Source organism: Bacillus sp. bc15 (assembly GCF_900142585.1).
In the GTDB taxonomy this organism is placed as follows: Bacteria; Bacillota; Bacilli; order Bacillales; family Bacillaceae_G; genus Bacillus_A; species Bacillus_A cereus.
In genome coordinates this window covers 321,957-337,443 of record NZ_FRBJ01000002.1, presented here as the reverse complement: position 1 = coordinate 337,443, position 15,487 = coordinate 321,957, and the positions used below count along the sequence as shown (strand labels likewise).

Sequence of the window (15,487 nt, the reverse complement as noted above, 5' to 3'; positions counted from 1 at the left end):
TACAGGGGTATATGCCTATGATGGGCATATGCTCTTATTTTAAAAAAATAAAAGTAAGAATATTTTAAACTATCTTATTGCTTTTGAGAAAAACGGGGAGGTGCTTGACTATGGGACGTTATGTATTAAAACGTTTCGTGTACATGGCTTTGACATTATTTTTAATTACTACGCTGACTTTCTTTTTGATGAAATTACTTCCGGGTTCTCCGCTTAAAAACCAGGAGAAGCTATCACCGGCACAAAAAGAAATCATTCTTGAAAAATATGGTTTAAATGATCCAGTACCAGTTCAATATGCGCGTTACTTAGGTAACTTAGCAAAAGGTGATTTAGGGGTATCATTCCAATATGATAACCGTCCAGTAACAGATATGATTGTGGATCGCATTGGACCATCAGCACAACTTGGTTTACAAGCGATTATATTAGGAACATTTATTGGTTTAATTTTAGGAATCGTTGCGGCACTTCGTAACAATACGTGGGTCGATTATGGAGCGACAATTATTTCCGTACTCGGGATGTCGGTACCATCATTCGTATTCGCCGCTTTACTACAATATTTCGTAGGGGTAAAACTTGGTTGGTTCCCAGTAGCGTTCTGGAAAGGACCAGAGTTTACAGTAATGCCTACAATTGCTTTATCGATGGCAGTTATCGCAACAATCGCACGTTTCTCTCGTGCAGAATTAATTGAAGTTATGCAAGCCGATTACATTTTAACAGCAAAAGCAAAAGGAATTAGCCAAGGCGTTATCATTGTCAAACACGCACTTCGTAACGCATTAATTCCAGTAGTAACAATTTTAGGACCAATGGTTGCGGCATTAATTACAGGAACACTTGTTATCGAGCAAATTTATGCTGTACCAGGGCTTGGGGAACAATTCGTTAAATCTATTACAGTGAATGACTATACAGTTATTATGGGAACTACGATTTTCTATAGTGCTATCTTCATTTTAGTTATTTTCATTGTCGATATTTTATACGGAATTATTGATCCTCGTATTCGTTTAGCGGGAGGGAAAAAATGATGAAAGATGTACAAAAATTATCTCCAGATTTATTTCAACAAGCCAATCAAAATAATGTTGATAATGAAGTCATTGCCCGTCCAAGCTTAACGTTTTGGCAAGATGTAAGAAGACGTTTATTCCAACATAAAGGTGCGATGATTGGTTTCGTATTATTAAGCCTTATTATATTACTAGCGATTTTTGGACCGATGGTAAGTAAACACTCGTATAAAGAGCAAGATTTAGGTCGTGCGAAAATGCCACCCAAAATTCCAGTTATTGAAAATGTTCATTGGTTACCATTTGACGGTACAGATCAATATGGTGTTGACCAATATGAAAAACGTGATATTAAAGAGTACTTCTGGTTTGGTACAGATGATCTTGGTCGTGATTTATGGACAAGAACATGGGAAGGTACACGCGTATCATTATATATCGCTCTTTTAGCAGCAGCAATTGACTTAGTAATTGGGGTTGCATACGGAGGTATTTCGGCGTTTTATGGCGGCAGAGTAGATAATATTATGCAACGTATTATGGAGATTATTAACGGTATTCCATACTTAATCATCGTTATCTTAATGGTAATCATTATGGGATCTGGTATATGGTCAATTACACTCGCAATGGCAATTACAGGTTGGATAGGGATGTCGCGTATCGTTCGTGGACAAATCCTGAAATTAAAAAACCAAGAATATGTATTAGCATCTCGTACATTAGGTGCAACAAATACACAATTAATTGTGAAACATTTAATTCCAAACGTAATGGGACCTATTATCGTAATGACAATGTTTACAATTCCATCAGCGGTGTTTGGTGAAGCGTTCTTAAGTTTCATCGGTTTAGGAATTCAGCCACCATTTGCGTCACTAGGTTCTCTTGTAAATGATGGTTATAAATCTATTCAAACGTATCCGCATATGATGTTCATCCCTGCGGTTGTCATCAGTATATTAATTTTAGCGTTTAACTTAATGGCAGACGGATTACGCGACGCGTTAGATCCAAAAATGCGTAAGTAAAAGAGGGGAGAGGCAAAGATGAAAACATTGTTAGAGGTAAAAGATTTACAAGTCTCCTTTGATACACATGCAGGTGAAGTGCAAGCTGTACGCGGCGTTACTTTTGATTTGAAAAAAGGAGAGACATTGGCGATTGTAGGAGAATCTGGTTCAGGGAAATCAGTTACTTCTAAAGCGTTAATGGGATTAATTCCGAATCCTCCTGGACGCATTAAAAATGGTGAGATCGTATTTGAAGGTCGTGACTTAACGAAATTAACAGAAAAAGAAATGCAGCAAGTACGTGGTAAAGATATCGCGATGATTTTCCAAGATCCAATGACATCATTAAACCCAACGATGACAATTGGAAATCAAATTATGGAAGGCCTTATTAAACACCAAGGGATGAGTAAAGCAGACGCACGTAAAGTTGCTTTAGAATTAATCGACCTTGTAGGTATTCCAAATCCAGAAGCTCGTTTAAAACAATATCCTCACCAGTTCTCAGGTGGTATGAGACAGCGTGTAGTTATTGCGATGGCGTTAGCTTGTAACCCGAAATTATTAATTGCCGATGAGCCGACAACAGCGCTAGACGTTACGATTCAGGCACAAATTTTAGAACTTATGAAAGACATTCAGCAAAAAACAGAAGCGGCAATTATTTTCATTACGCATGACTTAGGTGTAGTAGCAAACGTTGCTGACCGAGTGGCAGTTATGTACGCTGGTAAAGTTGTTGAAATTGGAACTGTAGATGAAATTTTCTATAATCCGAAACATCCATATACTTGGGGCTTAATCGCATCTATGCCAAGTTTAGATGGCTCAGAGGAAGAGTTATACGCAATTCCTGGAACGCCTCCGGATTTATTGAAGCCGCCGAAGGGTGATGCTTTTGCACCACGTAACCCACAGGCATTAAAAATTGATTTTGAAATGGACCCACCTTTATTTAAAGTAAGTGATACACACTATGCGGCAACTTGGTTACTTCACGAGCAAGCTCCAGAAGTAAAACCACCGGCAGTCGTTGAAAAACGCATTCTTCAAATGAAAGCAGGTGAACAACATGACTAAACAACGTGAGAAATTAATTGAAGTAAAAAATGTAAAGCAGCACTTCGACGTGAGTGGTGGTGTTGTCAAAGCGGTTAATGATATTTCATTTGATATTTACCGCGGAGAAACATTTGGTCTTGTAGGAGAATCAGGTTGTGGTAAATCAACAACTGGAAGAACGATTATTCGTTTATATGATGCAACTGCTGGTGAAGTATTGTTCGATGGTGAAAACGTACATGGTAAGAAATCACGCGCAGAATTGAAGAAATTCAACCGTAAAATGCAAATGATTTTCCAAGATCCATACGCATCATTAAATCCTCGTATGACAGTAGGGGATATTATCGCAGAAGGTATTGATATTCACGGATTAGTGAAAAGTAAAAAAGAGCGCATGGACCGTGTTCATGAACTATTAAACACAGTTGGTTTAAATAAAGAGCACGCAAACCGTTTCCCGCACGAATTCTCAGGTGGACAACGTCAGCGTATCGGTATCGCTCGAGCGCTTGCTGTAGAACCAGAATTTATCATTGCGGATGAGCCGATCTCAGCACTTGACGTATCGATTCAGGCGCAAGTTGTAAACTTACTGAAAAAGCTACAAAAAGAAAAAGGTCTAACATACTTATTTATTGCCCATGATTTATCAATGGTAAAATACATTAGTGACCGCATCGGTGTAATGTACCGTGGTCAAATCGTTGAGCTAACAACAAGTGAAGAGTTATATGCGAATCCAGTTCATCCATATACGAAATCACTATTATCAGCAATTCCGCTACCAGATCCAGATTATGAGCGCAATCGTAAACGTATCGTATACGATCCATCGCAGCATGATTACGGTAGCGAAGTGCCAACAATGCGTGAAATTCGCCCAGGGCATTTCGTACTATGTTCTGAAGCAGAGTATAAGAAATATAAAGAGATTTATCAATAATAAAAAAAGCCATTCTTTAAGGAAGGATGGCTTTTTTCTATACTATATAAATGAGTTGTCGGTAAGTCGATATAAATTGCATTTATTAATAACTACATCATGATCAAACAAGTACTACTGTGCCTGAACAGAACCAATCTCGTCTTGCTCTTCTGGTTTCACAAGTGCGTAACGTTCCCACGCCCTGCTTTTCCAGCGGAAGAACATAATAATGGCACGCGTCCATTCGTCGATGGCGATCGCTAGCCAAATACCAACGAGCCCCATATCTAAATGAAAGGCGAAAAAGTAACCTAGTGGTAAACTCATTAACACCATAGAGAATGCACCGATTAAAACAGGATATTTTGCATCACCAGCTGCACGAAGCGAATTAATGATGACGATATTCATCGTACGTCCCGTTTCAAGTAGTACACTTAGTAAAAGAACACTTGCGCCTAACCCGATAATGTGCGGATTATCTGTAAACAGTCCCATTAATTGTGTACGGAATGTAATAACGAGAGCGACCATACATAGAGTTACACCAATCGCCCATTTTACACTTTTCCATAAGCGTTCGTATGCTTCATCCTTTTCGCCACCACCAACAAGGCGGCCAATAATAATGGCTGTTCCCATACCAATCGCAATTGCAAATAAATAAGTGAACATGGAAATGTTAGTAGCGTATTGTCTAGCAGCTAATGATTCCGTTCCTAAGTACGTTGCGTAATAAAGGAAGACGATTTGACAAGCTTGATACATCACTTGTTCAAATGCAGATGGAATACCGATTTTTAAAATTTTCCCAATGTATTCTTTGGATAAAGTGAAGTAATATTGTAATTTCACGCGATATTCCATAACGCGGTATAGTAACCAGAAGAAAACAATAAGTGCGATCAATCGACTGATAGCGGAAGAAATTGCAGCTCCTTGTACACCGAGCTCAGGGAAACCAAATTTCCCGAAAATGAGTACGTAGTTTCCAGCGATATGAATAATATTCATTCCGAGTGAAATAAACATCGCTTGCTTTGTAAAACCGTGTACACGGATAATTGCGGCTAATGAGTTAATAATAGCTTGCAGGAAGATAGCCCCTCCGACGATAGATAAGTAGTTTTGTGCATACGTTAGTACATCGCCTTGTAAGTTCATTGCGAGCATCATATGTTTCGAAAATAAAAGAAAACCAGCGCTTATAACGAGCCCGACTATTAAATTTAATGTGACGGCTAATGCTGATATTTTAGATGCCTCCATAAAGCGTTTGGAACCGAGGTATTGAGATACAACGATAGCAGCGCCGTTCCCGATGACTTCTAATACCAAAATCGCGATATGAAGATATTGATTCGCTGCACCAACCCCAGATACAGCATCGTCTGATAATGCACTTAACATGAAAGTATCAGCGATCCCCATCAACATAAAAAGAAAAACTTCTAGAAAAATAGGCCATGTTAATAAGAATAAACTTAATTTTTCTGCCGGCCCATTTTTTGCCTGAATTGCTGTCATGTCCGTCCCCTCTTTACCGATATCTATTTTTAGCAAAATGTATCGTAACATACTTTCTTATCCTTTGCACTCATTTTAGCCTACATATTTTTAATATGAAGGGCTTGCTATTTTATGTTAAAAAGGGTGGGATAATTATACATAAAGTATTATGAAATATAAAATTTGTTTTTGTTTGATAATTTAGAAAAATATAAAAATAATTATTTTCGGCACTTTAGTAAGGATAATTAGCAGTATAAAACGTTTACAAACATATATTTTTTAACAGAAAATTTTAATGAAATAGAAATATAAATATACAAGAAATATATTTGTGTGTATAATATGAATTGTTAGAACATATATATATTTCTTTCTGTTTGAAAATGAAAGGGCTAACATTTTTTTGGAGGGTGGAAGTATGAAAAAAAAGATACCAGTTTTTGTAGTATCAACAGTAGCAATGAGCATGATGTTAGGGGCATGTAGCTATCAAAAAGATGAACCGCAAGCAAACGCAAAAGGGGATAGCGGGAAAAGCGATGCGAAGCAAGTTCTTAATTTAATTGAAACACAAGAAATTCCAACGATGGACCCAGCATTATCAGCTGACGCAGTTTCTTCAAAAGTAATGAACAACACGATGGAAGGTCTATACCGCCTTGGAAAAGATGATAAGTTAGTTCCAGGTGTAGCAAAAGAATTTAAAAAGTCAGAAGACGGTAAAAAATATACATTTAAATTACGTGAAGACGCGAAATGGTCAAACGGTGAGCCTTTAACAGCGAAAGATTTTGTATACGCATGGCAAAGAGCGATCAATCCAGACACAGCTGCGAAATCAGCATACATTATGTATGATATAAAAAATGCAGAGAAAATTAATAAAAAAGAGATGCGTCCTGATCAATTAGGTGTAAAAGCAATTGATGATTACACATTAGAAGTAGAATTAGACAATTCTATTCCATATCTTGTAGATTTAATGGTATATCCAATCTTTTATCCTGTAAATGAGAAATTTGTGAAAGAGCAAGGTGCGAAGTTTGGTTTAGAAGCAAATACAACACTTTATAACGGACCGTTTACATTAAGCGATTGGCAGCATGAACGCAGTTTTAAAATGACAAAGAGCTCATCATATTGGGACAATAAAGAAGTGAAGCTTGAAGAAGTAAACTTTAATATTGTAAAAGATACATCTACGCCAATTAACTTATATGAAACAAATGCAATCGATCGAGCGACGTTATTAGCAGAGTTCATCGATAAATATAAAGGAAAACCAGATTTCAAAACAGTAGAAGAGACATCTGTATTTTTCCTACGCTTAAATCAAAAAGATCCAGCTTTAGCAAATAAAAATATTCGTAAAGCAATTTCACTTGCTTTTGATCGTAAGCCGTTCGTTGATACATTATTAAATAACGGTTCTAAGGCAGCGACAGGATTAATTCCTGATAACTTCATTAAAGGACCAGATAAAAAAGATTTCCGTGCTGTAAACGGGGATATTGTAAAACCAAACGTGAAAGAAGCGAAGAAATATTGGGAAGCTGGCAAAAAAGAACTTGGTAAAAATGAAATCGAATTAGAATTATTAAATGAAGATGTAGAGTTATCTAAGAAAACTGGTGAATATTTAAAAGGTGAATTAGAAAAAAATTTACCAGGTTTAACAGTGAAAATTAAACAACAACCATTCGCACAAAAACTAAAATTAGAAGATGCGGGTGATTATGTCATGTCATTCTCTGGATGGGGGGCAGACTTCCCAGATCCGATTACATATCTTGATATGTTTGTAACAGATGGGTCACAAAATAAGATGAAGTACTCTAATCCGAAATACGATGAAATCATTATGAAAGCGAAAAAAGATGGAAGCGATGTAAATGCTCGCTGGAAAAACTTACTTGAGGCAGAAAAAATGTTACTTGATGACGCTGCGATTGTTCCAGTATACCAACGTGGTAGAGCATACTTACAAAGAGAAACAATTAAAGATATGTACAACCATAAATATGGCCCCGATGTGAGCTTCAAATGGGCATCCCTAGGAAATTAAAAAAAGCAGGCTAACCACCTGCTTTTTTTAATACGTTCGTTTCTTATAAATGCCTTTTCCGCCAACTTGATTCCAGCCGGATTGCACATCCAAACTTTTGTTAACAAACTTCATTTTTTCTTTTCCACCAAAGAGCTTTTCGCCGATGCTATTTGTAATGACACCGATTAATGCTGTTATTCCGATGATGAGGGTAGCAACCGTAATAAAATCAATAAAAAACGCAATCATTTGAAAACTCCCCCTTTGCCTGTCTGTATGTTTATTGTATGAGATAAAAAATGAAAAAGAAAGAAATGTCAGAAAAATATTTAATTTACTTTAGAAATCGTGTAGACAGGAGAGAGAATGTTTGTTAGAATAAGAACAAATGTTCCTTTTCATTCTCATTTGTATAGTCTTACATTTCTTAATTGATTTATCAGGAAAAAGTAAGAAAACGTTCTCTTTTTCATAGGGAAGATTATAGATAAATAACTATATATTATATGAAGAATCTAGAGGAAGTGAGTACTAAAAGGGTTGAAAGTTATTGTTCAAGTACAGCTAAATTGAGCGTAATCATGTTACATAGCAGTGGAATACACGGAAGAGTTTTCTCAACTAGCAGGAAATTTACTGTATATTTCTTGCAAAATCTATTGTATAATGATTATAGAAGTTACTTATTAAAAGTAATTGTTGTTTATTATAAGTTGTTGCTTACATGAAATGCGATTTTTGTACTTTTCAATAAGACAAGTTATCGCGAAAAATTGCTTAAGTTAGAAATTAAAACTGTATGTAGTACAGAATTTGTACTCTTTAAGGAGAGTGAGCTTTGTATGGTAACATTATATAGTTCTCCAAGCTGTACGTCTTGTAGAAAGGCGAAATTATGGCTAGAGGAAAATCATATTCCCTATACAGAACGTAATATTTTCTCAGATCCATTAACGATTGAGGAAATTAAAGAGATTTTACGTATGACAGAAAGCGGAACGGATGAGATTATTTCTACTCGTTCGAAAGTTTTCCAAGAATTGAATGTAAACTTAGAATCTTTACCACTTCAAGATTTATATAAGATGATTCGTGACTATCCGGGGATTTTACGTCGTCCAATTATGATTGACGAGAAACGCCTTCAAGTTGGTTACAATGAAGACGAAATTCGCCGTTTCTTACCACGTACAGTAAGAACGTTCCAATTACGTGAAGCACAACGTCTTGTAAATTAATTATAATAATATGAAAACCTTCTACCTATTATATAGTAGAAGGTTTTTTTTAATGTTTCACATTGCGTAATCGAACTTGTTTTACGATAAAGCCGATGCATAAAATAGTGAAAATGAACAAATAAGGAATGCTTGCAGTGAAACTTGGGTTGTTATGAAAAAAGGTAGCAAGTCTGTCTTCATGTGTAACCATTTTCCCTGCAGTATAGGCAAGAATTGCTGCACCGCAATAAATGAGGAATGGAAATCGTTCCATAAGTATTAAAATAAGTTTACTTCCCCAAATAATAATAGGGATAGAAATGAGTAAGCCGATTATGACGAGTAAAAATCTCCCGTGAGCTGCACCTGCAATGGCAATAACATTATCAAACCCCATAACGAGATCCGCGAAAACAATTGTCCGCACTGCTTGAAATAAAGTTGTTTTTCCTTGAATGGCAGAAAGGTCGTTGCTATCATCAGTTAATAAATTGACTGCAATTAATGTAAGTAAAACCCCGCCAATCAATTGTAGGAATGGAATGTCGAGTAAATAGACAGCTAGTATAGTAAGGATAATTCTTAGTACGATTGCTAAAAGAGTACCGATCAAAATAGCTTTATTTCGTTTCGATTCAGGTAAATTTCGGCTAGCTAGTGCGATGACGATTGCATTGTCACCACCTAATACAACATCGATACCGACAATCATTAGTACGGATGTTAAAAACTCTAAGTCCATTCGTCTGCCTCCATTTATGATGTTTTAATAAGCGAACTGTATGTATGTGATGCAGAAAGTTGTTGTTAAATAATCTCTTTCAATAGAAGTTTCACTTTATTACAGTGTACGGGGGAATGTGGAAATGTATGTCCAAATTTTTTGTAAGTAAGAAATCGCTATAATAATATATTTATGTAGTTAATCGAGTAAAGATAGGCATATAACTATTTTTGTAAAATAAATCGATTTTATTTCCATTCTGGAGAATCTTATCATAAAATGAGAGTACAAGAATCTATTGATTTGTCATATGAGTGGGGAATCCCTTCATAACAATTCTAAGCAGGAAGGGAGAGTTGTATTTTGGATATTGAAAGAATTAATGATCATACGATGAAATTTTTTATTACGTACATTGATATAGAGGATAGAGGATTTAATCGTGAAGAAATTTGGTATGATCGCGAACGAAGTGAAGAGCTCTTTTGGGAGATGATGGACGAAGCTCGTGATCATGACGATTTCTTTATTGATGGGCCGTTATGGATTCAAGTGCAAGCAGTCGATAAAGGGATTGAAGTACTTGTCACGAAAGCAGAGCTTTCAAAGGACGGACAAAAGCTGGAACTACCGATAGGGGTAGACAAAATTATAGATATTCCTCTAGATGAAGGCATCGAATCATTATTCCAACAAGAGTTAGTCGAAGAGGTAGAAGAACAAACAGGAACAAACTTTAATGAAGATGGTACGTTTGGCTTTTTAATTAAATTTAATGATTTTGAAGATGTCATTTCATTAAGTCATCGTCTTATCTTTGAAGATATAAAAGATGAGCTGTATTCATTTGAGGACCGCTATTATGTATATGTGGAATTCGATGAAGTGCTACATGATGAAGAAGAAATCGATCGTATTTTAAGTATTGTTTTAGAATATGGGGAAGAATCAACTTTAACAATTCATCGTGTAAGTGAGTATGGAAAACAAATTGTGAAAGAGCATGCGCTTGAAACGATTCGCAATAATTTTCCTGCTAAAACGTAGGCCGATTTCTGTAGTATGAAATCGGCTTTTTATATGAAGAATAGGAAAGCTTTCTTAGTTAGGAGGTAAGAGATGAAAAATACGTTAAAGCTGATTTTCTTTATCCTGCTATTGTTCGCATTATTTGTTTCGTTACGTATGTTTATTGATGTAGCATTTTATTCAGATGTGATTGGGATAAAAGATGTTTCGATTTTAGGTATTATTAGTATTTTATTTACAGTATCTGCGTTTTTAATTGGTTGCGTTATTTTCTTAGAAAATCGCCATCCATCTAAAACACTTACATGGTTAATTGTGTTAGGGATTTTTCCGGTATTTGGCTTCTTTGCTTATTTATTATTTGGACAAAATTTTCGGAGAAAAAGAATGTTTCAAAAGAAGGCGTTACTTGATGAACAGGCGTTTTTACAATATAAAGGGCATGAAGATTACGAAGAACGAATTTTACGCAATCATAAGCATCAAGAATTGTTATTTCGTTTAGCGGATCGATTAGGTGCTTTAAATATTTCATTTCAAACTGAAACGAGGACATTAACAAATGGAGATGAAACGTTTCAGGCCATTTTAAATGGGTTAAAACGAGCGAAACATCACATTCATATGGAATATTACATTGTGCGTGATGATAAATTAGGAACAGAAATTAAAGATATTTTAATACAAAAATCAAAAGAGGGCGTTGTTGTTCGCTTTTTATATGATGCGGTTGGAAGTTTTAAGTTATCGAAATCGTATATTGAAGAATTAAACGATGCAGGTGTAGAAATGATTCCGTTCTTTCCTGTGCGCTTTCCGATTTTAAACGATAAGATTAATTATCGAAATCATAGGAAAATTGTTGTGATTGATGGGAACGAAGGGTTTGTAGGCGGATTAAATATCGGTGATGAGTATTTAGGAAAAAGTAAATATTTTGGCTTTTGGCGAGACACGCATTTGTATTTACGTGGTGAAGCGGTTCAAAGTTTACAGCTTATTTTCCTTCAAGATTGGTTTTATATGACTGGAGAGGCTGTGCTAGCTCCGGAATATTTACAAGCAAAAGCAGTTGAGGGTGATCATTGGGGAGGAGTACAGCTAGTCGCAGGCGGCCCCGATAATAAGTGGGAAACGATTAAGCATTTATATTTCGCAATGATCGCTTCTGCTCGGAAATCTATTTGGATTGCAACGCCGTATTTTATTCCGGATGATGATATTTTATCCGCATTAAAGGTTGCTGCACTTGCTGGTATTGATGTTCGTTTATTAATGCCGAGTAAACCTGATAAGCGTACTGTCTTTTACGCATCGAGATCGTACTTCCCGGAGCTTTTAGACGCAGGAGTAAAGATATATGAATACGAAAAAGGCTTTCTTCATAGTAAAATTGTCATCGTTGATTCTGATTTAGCTTCAATTGGGACAGCTAATATGGATATGAGAAGTTTTCATTTGAATTTTGAAGTAAATGCCTTTTTATATGATACAGATAGCATTAAAAGACTTGTTCAAGACTTTAAAGACGATTTAGAAGAATCTAGTGAAATTCACGTCGATCGTTTTCATAAAAGGCGTCTGCATAGACGAATTGTTGAATCAACGTACCGGTTATTATCGCCATTATTATAAAAAGAGATGTCCGAAATTGGGACATCTCTTTTTTAAAAGGAATTTGTAATAAATTGTAGAATATAAGGAGCTGAAAGGGTGTGATTCCGATATTTATAGCTAAAAGAGAAAACGGAGAAAAAATTCATTTACTCTATAATTGTAATGAAGAGCTTTTGCGCCGTATGCGCCAACAGGAACGATTCTTTTGTGTAGCTTGTGGAAAGGAAGTGCAAATGAAATTAGGGAAACAAAAAAGTTGGCATTTTGCTCATAAAAAAGTGGATTCATGTCTTGCCTTTTATGAAGCGGAATCAACGTATCATATGCACGGTAAAGAATTGTTATATAGATGGTTCAAACGTCAAAACTTTCAGGTGGATATTGAGTACTACCTTCCGGAAATTAAGCAACGACCAGATATTTTTGTAGAGAGGGCGGGCAGAAAAATTGCAATTGAATACCAATGTGCAAACCTTGCTATAGAGCAGCTGTACAAAAGAACCTATTCATATTGGCGAGCTGGTATACAGGTCATTTGGATCGTTGGTGGAAATCAATTGAAAAAGCAATCGGCATATTGGATGAAATTCTCCTCACTTATGGCTTTCTCCTTACAATCTTATCCTCAACCATTTCTTATTTTCTTCTGTTCGAAAGAAAAATCATTTATGAAATGTGCATTTATCACTTCATTTTCTACAAGCGTCTCTTTCTCACATATTATATATTTACCAATTGAAACGACTACTTTTGAAATGCTTTTTTCTCCTGTTCCTTTCAAAAAGGAAATATTAGAACGAGAATGGAAGAAGCGAAAGGATTATTTTCGGCAAAACGCTCTGCCTATTTGGAATTATAACTATAAGTCATTATTACGCCTCTTATATCAATTTAAATTTACCCCAGCGAGCTTTCCTTCTGAAATTGGTGTTCCACTCCCTTCTGGATTTGCTTTTCAAACAAACACATTTATATGGCAAGCTTTTCTATATATGAAGTGTATAGGGGGGCTTGCAGTAGGAGAGTGTATTTCTCTTCAATATGTGTGTAGTTATGTAAAAAGGTATACGAAAAGGCGGATACTTCCGTACTTTTCACAGCACACATGGAAAGTGGCAGTTACTGAATATATGACATTTTTATGCTATATAGGTGTATTGCATAAAGTGGGAAGTTATACGTACCGAAAAATAAGGGATGCCGTGATGTTAAAAACAGAGGAGGAAATTATGAAACATGATGAGATTTGCTTAATACATGCGCTATCTTTATTTGAGGCAAATTTTAACATGAGAGGAGGAAAAGGGGATATAATAAAGAATGATTGTGAAGGAATTACATAAGAAAAAACGAATTGTACTTAAGTAGAGATATTTAAAGGAGGGCTTAAAGAATGTCTGAACAAAACAAAGCGAAAGCATTACCAGATCGCAACGAGATTGAAGAAGCAAGTACGTGGCGATTAGAAGATATTTTCCAAACGGATGCAGAATGGGAAAAAGAATTCCAGGCTATTAAAGAGCTATTACCGAAGTTAACTGAATTTAAAGGGAAACTTGGTGACTCTGCGGACAATTTACTTGAGGCATTGCAATATGAAGATGAAATTTCAATGCGATTAGGTAAGCTATATACATATGCTCATATGCGTTACGATCAAGATACAACAAACTCTGTATATCAAGCATTAAATGATCGCGCAACAAATTTATATTCACAAGTATCTAGTAGCACAGCGTATATTGTGCCTGAAATTTTATCGATTTCAGAAGATACACTGCAAACATTCTTGAAGGAAAATAGAGATTTAAGTGTATATGAACATGCATTAGAAGAAATTACACGTCAACGCCCGCACGTATTATCAGAAGCTGAGGAGGCTTTATTAGCGGAAGCATCTGAAGTAATGAGTTCATCAAGCAATACATTCGGTATGTTGAATAACGCAGATTTAAAATTCCCATCTATTAAAGGTGAAGACGGAGAAGAAATAGAAATTACACATGGTCGTTACATTCAGTTTTTAGAAAGTGATGATCCTCGTGTTCGCAAAGATGCATTTAAAGCTGTATATGAAACGTATGGGAAATTTAAAAATACATTCGCAAGTACGTTAAGTGGAGCAGTAAAACGTAATAATTTCAATGCGCGTGTTCGTAAATATGATTCTGCTCGCCAAGCTGCACTGAGCAATAATAATATTCCGGAAGCAGTATACGATCAACTCGTTGAAACGGTAAATGACAACTTACATTTATTACACCGTTACATCGATATTCGTAAGCGTGCATTAGGACTTGATGAGCTTCATATGTATGATTTATATACACCACTTGTACCAGAAGTGAAAATGAATGTGAAATACGAAGAAGCGCAAGACCTTTTATTAAAATCTTTAAACGTACTTGGTGATGAATATGTTGATATTTTGAAAGAGGCATATGAAAATCGCTGGGTAGATGTGTATGAGAATAAAGGAAAACGAAGCGGGGCATACTCATCTGGTGCATATGGAACAAATCCGTATATTTTAATGAACTGGCATGATAATGTAAATAATTTATTTACACTTGCTCATGAGTTTGGCCATTCGGTGCATAGTTACTATACAAGAAAAACACAACCGCACGTATATGGTGATTATTCCATCTTCGTAGCAGAAGTGGCATCAACTTGTAATGAAGCGCTTCTAAATGATTATTTATTAAAAACGACAGAAGATAAGAAAGAGCGTCTATATTTATTAAATCATTATTTAGAAGGATTCCGTGGTACTGTATTCCGTCAAACGATGTTTGCAGAGTTTGAACATATTATTCATAAGAAAGTACAAGAAGGACATGCTGTTACGCCAGATATGCTAACGGAAATCTACTATGATTTAAATAAGAAATATTTCGGTGACGCTTTAGTAATCGACGAAGAGATTGGTTTAGAATGGTCTCGTATTCCACACTTCTACTACAACTATTACGTATATCAATACGCAACAGGATTTAGTGCAGCGACAGCTCTATCTAAACAGATTTTAGAAGAAGGACAACCAGCAGTAGAACGTTATATTAACGAGTTCTTAAAAGCAGGAAGCTCTGATTACCCAATTGAAGTGCTGAAAAAAGCAGGAGTAGATATGGCATCTCCTGAACCAGTAAAAGAGGCACTACAAGTATTTGAAGAGAAATTAAATGAATTAGAAGCATTATTATTTGAAGAAAAGTAATGAAAAAAGACGAGGGATTGTATCCTCGTCTTTTTTTGAATAGATTAAATGTCGATATATGTCGAAAAAACAAGGTGAATTTCTTTGTTTTTC

13 protein-coding genes are annotated in these 15,487 nt (G+C 35.7%); 10 read left to right on the top strand and 3 right to left on the bottom strand.

Annotated elements, in window-relative coordinates; genetic code table 11:
* Positions 1 to 110 precede the first annotated feature (110 nt).
* Genes opp3b through BUA87_RS11555 form a run of 4 tightly spaced genes read left to right on the top strand, consistent with a single transcriptional unit; the run spans position 111 to position 4,043 of the window.
* Positions 111 to 1,040, top strand: coding sequence for an oligopeptide ABC transporter permease (gene opp3b, locus BUA87_RS11570; RefSeq protein WP_000534166.1), 930 nt, complete (start codon positions 111 to 113; stop codon positions 1,038 to 1,040).
* Entirely contained in the window at positions 1,037 to 2,053 is a 1,017-nt protein-coding gene (opp3C, locus tag BUA87_RS11565) for an oligopeptide ABC transporter permease (RefSeq protein WP_000974103.1), read from the top strand. Before opp3b ends, opp3C begins: the two co-directional genes overlap by 4 nt.
* A gap of 18 nt (positions 2,054 to 2,071) precedes the next feature.
* Complete coding sequence (locus tag BUA87_RS11560; protein ID WP_000854346.1) at positions 2,072 to 3,115, top strand: ABC transporter ATP-binding protein; 1,044 nt, start codon at positions 2,072 to 2,074, stop codon at positions 3,113 to 3,115.
* Complete coding sequence (locus BUA87_RS11555; protein WP_000166351.1) at positions 3,108 to 4,043, top strand: ABC transporter ATP-binding protein; 936 nt, start codon at positions 3,108 to 3,110, stop codon at positions 4,041 to 4,043. The genes BUA87_RS11560 and BUA87_RS11555 overlap by 8 nt, the downstream gene beginning before the upstream one ends.
* 114 nt (positions 4,044 to 4,157) lie before the next feature.
* Here the strand turns inward: BUA87_RS11555 and BUA87_RS11550 are convergent, their stop codons facing one another.
* Positions 4,158 to 5,603, bottom strand: a complete 1,446-nt coding sequence (locus tag BUA87_RS11550; protein WP_002153302.1) for an MATE family efflux transporter — start codon at positions 5,601 to 5,603, stop codon at positions 4,158 to 4,160.
* A gap of 352 nt (positions 5,604 to 5,955) precedes the next feature.
* Between BUA87_RS11550 and BUA87_RS11545 the strand changes: the two genes are divergently transcribed.
* Positions 5,956 to 7,602, top strand: coding sequence for a peptide ABC transporter substrate-binding protein (locus BUA87_RS11545; protein WP_072939715.1), 1,647 nt, complete (start codon positions 5,956 to 5,958; stop codon positions 7,600 to 7,602).
* Positions 7,603 to 7,629: 27 nt separating this feature from the next.
* On the opposite strand, the gene BUA87_RS11540 is transcribed toward BUA87_RS11545, so the two are convergent.
* Positions 7,630 to 7,833, bottom strand: a complete 204-nt coding sequence (locus BUA87_RS11540) for a hypothetical protein (protein WP_000559974.1) — start codon at positions 7,831 to 7,833, stop codon at positions 7,630 to 7,632.
* A gap of 593 nt (positions 7,834 to 8,426) precedes the next feature.
* Here BUA87_RS11540 and spx point away from each other — a divergent pair.
* Positions 8,427 to 8,822, top strand: a complete 396-nt coding sequence (gene spx / locus BUA87_RS11530) for a transcriptional regulator Spx (protein WP_000258267.1) — start codon at positions 8,427 to 8,429, stop codon at positions 8,820 to 8,822.
* 49 nt (positions 8,823 to 8,871) lie between these two features.
* Here spx and BUA87_RS11525 read toward each other — a convergent pair whose 3' ends face one another.
* Positions 8,872 to 9,546, bottom strand: coding sequence for a TerC family protein (locus tag BUA87_RS11525; RefSeq protein ID WP_000362604.1), 675 nt, complete (start codon positions 9,544 to 9,546; stop codon positions 8,872 to 8,874).
* A gap of 345 nt (positions 9,547 to 9,891) precedes the next feature.
* Here BUA87_RS11525 and mecA point away from each other — a divergent pair, with 345 nt between their 5' ends.
* The 4 genes from mecA (at position 9,892) to pepF (ending at position 15,394) form a co-directional block, all read left to right on the top strand.
* Positions 9,892 to 10,575: an adaptor protein MecA gene (gene mecA / locus BUA87_RS11520; RefSeq protein ID WP_000350715.1), complete on the top strand. Its 684-nt coding sequence runs from the start codon at positions 9,892 to 9,894 to the stop codon at positions 10,573 to 10,575.
* Positions 10,576 to 10,647: 72 nt separating this feature from the next.
* The gene (locus BUA87_RS11515) at positions 10,648 to 12,192 is read left to right on the top strand and encodes a cardiolipin synthase (RefSeq protein WP_000799191.1); all 1,545 of its coding nucleotides are present in this window, start codon (positions 10,648 to 10,650) and stop codon (positions 12,190 to 12,192) included.
* Positions 12,193 to 12,272: 80 nt separating this feature from the next.
* Positions 12,273 to 13,517, top strand: a complete 1,245-nt coding sequence (locus BUA87_RS11510) for a competence protein CoiA (RefSeq protein ID WP_072939713.1) — start codon at positions 12,273 to 12,275, stop codon at positions 13,515 to 13,517.
* Between the two features lie 50 nt (positions 13,518 to 13,567).
* Positions 13,568 to 15,394: an oligoendopeptidase F gene (gene pepF / locus BUA87_RS11505; RefSeq protein ID WP_000003348.1), complete on the top strand. Its 1,827-nt coding sequence runs from the start codon at positions 13,568 to 13,570 to the stop codon at positions 15,392 to 15,394.
* The last annotated feature ends 93 nt before the right edge of the window (positions 15,395 to 15,487 follow it).